Here is a 6,495-nt window from a genome sequence, read left to right as displayed (position 1 = left end):
TACTCTTTCAGCTTATCACGTTGGGACACCCCGTCACGATACAAACTATCATGATCACCCCAACCAGTCACCCCAACATAAATCATCTGCACCACTCCTTTTAGGGGTCAGACCCCATTTCCCGAATTATTTCCCAAAAGAAAAAGCCTGCCGGATCTACCTGGCAGGCTTTTTATATGAATCGGTTATTCTAAAATGCACTACAGGCAAATTAGTCGGTTATTATCCGATTGAGCCTTCCATTTCGAACTTGATCAGACGGTTCATTTCAACCGCATATTCCATTGGAAGTTCTTTTGTAAATGGTTCGATGAAGCCCATAACGATCATTTCTGTTGCTTCTTGCTCGGAGATTCCGCGGCTCATCAGGTAGAACAATTGCTCTTCTGATACTTTGGATACCTTCGCTTCATGTTCAAGAGAAATGTTGTCATTCAGGATTTCATTGTAAGGGATTGTATCAGATGTAGACTGATTATCCATGATTAATGTATCACACTCAATGTTAGAACGAGCTCCATCCGCTTTACGTCCAAAGTGAACGATACCACGGTATGTTACTTTTCCGCCTTGTTTAGAAATTGATTTTGATACAATAGTTGAAGATGTATTTGGCGCAAGATGAATCATTTTTGCTCCAGCATCTTGGTGTTGGCCTTTTCCAGCAATAGCAATAGATAATGTCATACCACGAGCACCTTCACCTTTTAAGATGACAGCAGGATATTTCATTGTCAATTTAGAACCAATGTTTCCATCAATCCACTCCATTGTTGCATTTGCATCACAAACCGCACGTTTCGTAACCAGGTTAAACACGTTGTTTGCCCAGTTTTGAATCGTTGTGTAACGGCAGTAAGCATCTTTTTTAATGATGATTTCAACAACTGCACTATGAAGAGAGTTAGTTGTATAAACAGGTGCTGTACAACCTTCTACATAGTGAACAGATGCTCCTTCATCCACAATGATTAGCGTACGTTCGAATTGACCCATGTTTTCAGAGTTGATTCGGAAATATGCTTGAAGCGGAGTATCTACTTTAACACCTTTTGGTACATAGATGAAAGATCCGCCTGACCATACAGCTGAATTCAATGCCGAAAACTTATTATCAGTAGGCGGGATTGTTTTACCGAAATGCTCACGGAAGATATCTTCATTTTCACGAAGTGCAGAGTCCGTATCTTTAAACACGATACCCAAATCTTCTAATTCTACTTTCATGCTGTGGTAAACTACTTCGGATTCATATTGAGCAGAAACACCTGCTAAATATTTTTGTTCTGCCTCAGGAATTCCTAATTTATCAAAAGTTTGTTTGATTTCGTCAGGTACTTCATCCCAAGATTTCTCTGATTTCTCTGATGGTTTAACATAGTATGTGATTTCATCAAAGTTCAAGCTTTGCATGTCGCCGCCCCATTGAGGCATTGGCATATTGTAAAAATGCTCCAATGATTTCAAACGGAAATCAAGCATCCATTGAGGTTCATCCTTCATTCGAGAAATTTCTTCCACGATTTCTTTTGTCAGACCACGCTTTGAACGGAAGATGGAAACATCTTTATCCGCAAAGCCATATTTATAATCACCAATTTCAGGCATTTTCTTAGCCATAGCTCGTATTCCTCCATTTCAAATGGCTGAATCTACAACAGCTCATTTTAATTAATTTATTCCTTTAATCCCTTTTCCATGGCTTTCCAAGCTAGAGTTGCACACTTGATACGGGCTGGGAATTTCGAAACGCCTTGAAGGGCTTCAATATCCCCAAGGTCAATCTCATCATCATATTCTTTTCCTTGTATCATTAAGGAAAAAGTCTGGGACATTGCTAGAGCGGTATCAACGTCTTTGCCCTTAATGGCTTGAGTCATCATAGAAGCTGAACTCATGGATATTGAACAACCATCACCATCGAATTTAACATCGCTGACTTTGCCATCTTCAATCTTCATCGTTAAACGAATCCGATCGCCGCAAGTTGGATTATTCATATCGATTGTCATGCTACCATCTTCTAGCATACCCTTATTACGTGGTTTCTTATAATGATCCATAATGACTTGACGGTAAAGTGTATCTAAGTTATCAAAAGACATTACTGAAATACTCCTTCGTTTTAACAAGCCCGGACACAAGCTTATCAATATCTTCTTCCGTGTTGTAGAGATAGAAACTTGCTCTTGCTGTCGATGATACGTCAAGCCATTTCATTAATGGCTGTGCGCAGTGATGACCGGCACGGACAGCAATTCCATCTGCATCAAGAACGGTAGCGACGTCATGTGGATGAACGTCATTAATATTAAAGGTTATTACACCCGCACGCTTTTCTGCATCTTTAGGACCGTAAATAGTCAGCCCTTCAACTGCAGACATTTTCTCCATTGCATAAGCTGCAAGTTTATGTTCATGCCGTTCAATATTATCCAAGCCGATTTCTTCTAAGAAATCAATTGCAGCCCCAAGGCCAACTGCGCCGGCAATGATTGGGGTACCGCCTTCGAATTTCCACGGGAGTTCTTTCCATGTAGACTCATACAAACCTACAAAATCAATCATCTCTCCGCCAAATTCAATCGGCTCCATTTTTTCAAGAAGTTCTTTTTTACCATATAATACGCCGATACCTGTTGGACCGACCATTTTATGACCTGAGAAGGCAAAGAAATCACAATCCAAATCACGAACATCCACTTTTAAATGCGGCGTGCTTTGTGCCCCATCCACAACCATGACAGCATGGTGTTCGTGAGCAATTTTTGCGATTTCCTTCACAGGGTTGATAACACCAAGCACATTGGAAACCTGCATAATGGAAACGATTTTCGTTGCATCTGTAATTGTAGCCCTCACATCATCAAGGGAAATCGTTCCATCCTTTTGAAGCGGAATATATTTCAGTACAGCACCTTTTTCTTTAGCCAACTGCTGCCACGGAATAATATTACTGTGATGCTCCATGTAAGAGATAACAATTTCGTCGCCCTCTTTTACATTTGCTCCACCGTAACTTCTTGCTACAGTATTTAAAGAAGTTGTTGTTCCTCTTGTAAAAATGATTTCTTCTGTAGAAGAAGCATTAATGAATTTACGCACCTTTTCACGTGCACCTTCATACGCATCCGTAGCTTTTGTTCCAAGTGTATGCACCCCGCGGTGAACATTCGAGTTGTATCCGCGGTAATATTGCTCAATCGCTTCAATCACTGCAGCCGGTTTTTGAGAGGTTGCAGCACTATCTAAATAAACTAATGGCTGACCATTGACTTCTTGATCTAATATCGGAAAAAGCTTACGAATTTCGTATGGGTTCATTACTGTACTTTCCTTTCAATGACCGCTACTAATTGTTTTTTAACTCCTTCAATTGGAAGCTGGTTAACAACAGGGGCCAAGAATCCGTGAATGACAAGTCTTTCTGCTTCTTTTTTAGTAATACCACGACTCATTAAATAATAAAGTTGAAGCGGGTCAACACGTCCGACAGAAGCGGCATGCCCAGCCGTTACATCATCTTCATCAATTAAAAGGATTGGATTGGCGTCTCCGCGTGCTTTTTCACTTAACATCAGTACGCGTGATTCTTGTTCAGCATTGGCCTTTGTAGCACCATACTCAATTTTCCCAATTCCATTAAAAATGGAGGATGCTCCGTCTTTCATAACACCGTGCTTAAGGATATAGCCCTCAGAGCGTTTGCCATAATGAATAATGGCTGTCGTAAAGTTTTGTTTTTGTTCCCCGCGGCCGACTACAACGGTTTTAGTATCACCGTGAGAGCCATCGCCCATTAGATATGTTGTGTTATCTGAAATCGTATTTCCATCGTTCATTAGGCCAAGTGCCCACTCAATACGAGCGTCACGTGCTGCTACTCCACGGCGGTTAACATATGTCGTAAAACCTTTCGAAAGGGTATCAACTGCTCCATATTCCACTTTAGCATTCGCATTTGCAAATACTTCAGTTACGATGTTAGCAATACCTTCGTTAGACTCAACGCTTGAGAAGTAGTTCTCTACATATGTTACAGAGCTATTATCTTCTGCCACGATTAAAACATGGTTGAAAAGTGTAGTTTCAGGGTTATCCAACAAAAATACTGCTTGAATTGGATCTTTGATCTCTACATTTTTTGGAACATAAAGGAATGCACCACCGTTAACTAATGCAGCATGTAATGCTGTTAAACGGTGCTCATCTATTTTAACTCCGTCCTTCATGAAATATTTTTGTACGAGCTCAGCATGGTCACGAGCCGCTGTAAAAATATCAGTGAAAATAACGCCTTGTTCTTTTATTTTTGCTGACAAATTAATATGTGCCGGCGTATTATTGCGTTGAATGTATAAGTTTTCATTTCCTTCAATGATGGATTTAATTTCTTCCGGAAGCTCATCTAAAGAGGTAAAAGTTTCACTTTCAACTGTATGAGTCTTGAAAGAAGTAAAGTTCCATTTATCGATTTTTGTTTTATCCGGCTTTGGCATTGGGAGCTTTTCTAATTCAGAAAACGCTTGAATTCGAAGCTCAGATAGCCAAGCTGGCTCATTATTTTTAGTTGAATAAGAGCTTATGTCCTCTTGTTCAAACGGTAATTTCGTTTCTGTAGTCATTGCAAATCCTCCTACTTACGCTTCTTCGCCAACAGTTTCGTCTTCAATGCCTAATTCTTGTTTGATCCAATCATAACCTTCTGCTTCTAAACGTGCAGCTAGTTCAGGCCCGCCTGATTTTACAACACGGCCTTGCATCATTACATGTACGTAATCAGGAGTGATGTAATTTAATAGACGTTGGTAGTGAGTGATGATTAAACATCCAAAGTCTTCTCCGCGCATTTCGTTGATTCCTTTTGAAACGACTTTAAGAGCATCGATATCTAGCCCAGAGTCAATTTCATCTAAAATAGCGATTTTTGGCTGAATCATCATTAATTGAAGAATCTCGTTACGTTTTTTCTCTCCACCGGAGAATCCTTCATTTAAATAACGTTGCGCCATATCTTCATCCATTTCAAGGAAAGCCATTTTTTCGTCCATTTTACGGATGAATTTCATCAATGAAATTTCATCGCCTTCTTCACGACGTGCATTGATAGAAGAACGTAAGAAGTCAGCATTTGTAACACCACTGATTTCGCTTGGATATTGCATAGCAAGGAAAAGACCAACACGTGCGCGCTCGTCAACTTCCATTTCCAATACGTCTTCACCATCGAATGTGATGCTGCCGCTTGTTACTTCATATTTAGGGTGACCCATAATTGCTGAAGATAAAGTGGATTTACCAGTTCCATTTGGTCCCATGATTGCATGGATTTCTCCGCCTTTTACTTCAAGGTTAACCCCTTTTAAAATCTCTTTACCCTCAATTGATACGTGAAGATCTTTAACCGTTAATGTAGAAGCTGACATAATAATACCTCCGTGAACTAATTCCTATTTTATTACCAGAAAGTAAAAACTACTTTCTTTACTATTTATTTTTCATAAAAGCATTCTCACTTTATTCTCATTCCAATTTTATAACAAATCCAATTTGGAATCAACTAATATAGATAGGGGTTTCCACTTCTTTCATGATGAAAACCTGTCCTATTGTTACAAATCCCACTGTTATAGGCTATTTACAGCAAATAGAGCCTTATTTTAGCTTTTCTTATTTAAAACTTATTATTCAACAAACCTTCGTTCTTATTAATATATGTCTAAAAAACCTTAATTGGAAGGTACGTATTACCTTTGTTAAAGAAAAAAAGGTCTGCTAGGTGTTATGTAAGTTAATCTAATAAGGAAACCCTTATTTTCTAGACCACTTATCATTTTACCTCTACAGACCGATCTTTTAAAGACTCTTTTATATGCTTAACCGTGAATTTTACGTTGTAGGTCAATGACCATTTTGTTGCACTTTTCATGTTCCTTATCTCGTTCTTTCTCAACCTCGATACGGAGGTCTAAATTTCTGCTGTACTCATTATAGCCAATCCCATGTGATAACTGCATCGCTTTTTCCATTTCGCTTGTTACATTTAAATCTAAAGTATTGATAGTGAACCATCCTTTCAAATTTGTGAATCACTTTATTACTCTATTAATTCTATACCCTTAGTTTTCATCTTTAAACTTGAACTACCCACCACTTATCGACCTTACGGTCTGATTGAAGTGGGGGATTCCTAAGAACATTAGCCTATCGGCCAATTTTTAATTAGGCTACTCCCGTAGTTCCTACGGTTAGAAGCCTAATGGCTTCATTCATTAGATTGAGTCCTGCGTTAATATCTCGATCGTGGTGAGTAGAACAAAAAGGGCAATCCCATTCACGAAGATTCAGATGTTTAACGTCTTTATTTTGGTAACCGCAGCTAGAACACAATTGGCTAGAAGCAAACGTTTTAGATACGGTCACGATTTGTTTACCATACCATTTTGCTTTGTATTCCAACATTTTTTTGAATTGGTGCCAAGATACTTCACTAAT

7 protein-coding genes are annotated in these 6,495 nt (G+C 39.0%); all 7 read right to left on the bottom strand.

Going from position 1 to position 6,495, the window contains the following annotated elements:
* Window positions 1–222 precede the first annotated feature (222 nt).
* On the bottom strand, window positions 223–1,620 hold the full coding sequence (sufB, locus tag AC1DUW_RS18570) for a Fe-S cluster assembly protein SufB (RefSeq protein WP_053348690.1): 1,398 nt from the start codon (window positions 1,618–1,620) through the stop codon (window positions 223–225).
* A gap of 56 nt (window positions 1,621–1,676) precedes the next feature.
* Complete coding sequence (sufU, locus tag AC1DUW_RS18565) at window positions 1,677–2,105, bottom strand: Fe-S cluster assembly sulfur transfer protein SufU (RefSeq protein WP_053348689.1); 429 nt, start codon at window positions 2,103–2,105, stop codon at window positions 1,677–1,679.
* The gene (locus tag AC1DUW_RS18560; RefSeq protein ID WP_053348688.1) at window positions 2,095–3,324 is read right to left on the bottom strand and encodes a cysteine desulfurase; all 1,230 of its coding nucleotides are present in this window, start codon (window positions 3,322–3,324) and stop codon (window positions 2,095–2,097) included. The genes sufU and AC1DUW_RS18560 overlap by 11 nt, the downstream gene beginning before the upstream one ends.
* Window positions 3,324–4,625 carry a Fe-S cluster assembly protein SufD gene (gene sufD / locus AC1DUW_RS18555; RefSeq protein ID WP_053348687.1) on the bottom strand — a complete coding sequence of 434 codons (1,302 nt, stop codon included), beginning with the start codon at window positions 4,623–4,625 and terminating at the stop codon, window positions 3,324–3,326. The genes AC1DUW_RS18560 and sufD overlap by 1 nt, the downstream gene beginning before the upstream one ends.
* Before the next feature lie 15 nt (window positions 4,626–4,640).
* Window positions 4,641–5,426, bottom strand: coding sequence for a Fe-S cluster assembly ATPase SufC (sufC, locus tag AC1DUW_RS18550; RefSeq protein ID WP_053348686.1), 786 nt, complete (start codon window positions 5,424–5,426; stop codon window positions 4,641–4,643).
* A 450-nt stretch (window positions 5,427–5,876) separates the two neighbouring features.
* Window positions 5,877–6,080, bottom strand: coding sequence for a YuzK family famiily protein (locus tag AC1DUW_RS18545; protein WP_053348684.1), 204 nt, complete (start codon window positions 6,078–6,080; stop codon window positions 5,877–5,879).
* A gap of 142 nt (window positions 6,081–6,222) precedes the next feature.
* Window positions 6,223–6,495 (bottom strand): zinc ribbon domain-containing protein (locus AC1DUW_RS18540; RefSeq protein WP_477643160.1); only part of this gene is annotated, 273 nt, incomplete at its 5' end.

The sequence above is a fragment of the Peribacillus sp. P4_C12 genome (assembly GCF_056402095.1).
This window is presented reverse-complemented; position numbering and strand designations above follow the sequence as displayed.

What these genes read in the sequence shown, in the direction of transcription:
- sufB (WP_053348690.1), bottom strand. Translation starts at nt 1,620, where the DNA reads ATGGCTAAGAAAATGCCTGAAATTGGTGATTATAAATATGGCTTTGCG.
- sufU (WP_053348689.1), bottom strand. Translation starts at nt 2,105, where the DNA reads ATGTCTTTTGATAACTTAGATACACTTTACCGTCAAGTCATTATGGAT.
- AC1DUW_RS18560 (WP_053348688.1), bottom strand. Translation starts at nt 3,324, where the DNA reads ATGAACCCATACGAAATTCGTAAGCTTTTTCCGATATTAGATCAAGAA.
- sufD (WP_053348687.1), bottom strand. Translation starts at nt 4,625, where the DNA reads ATGACTACAGAAACGAAATTACCGTTTGAACAAGAGGACATAAGCTCT.
- sufC (WP_053348686.1), bottom strand. Translation starts at nt 5,426, where the DNA reads ATGTCAGCTTCTACATTAACGGTTAAAGATCTTCACGTATCAATTGAG.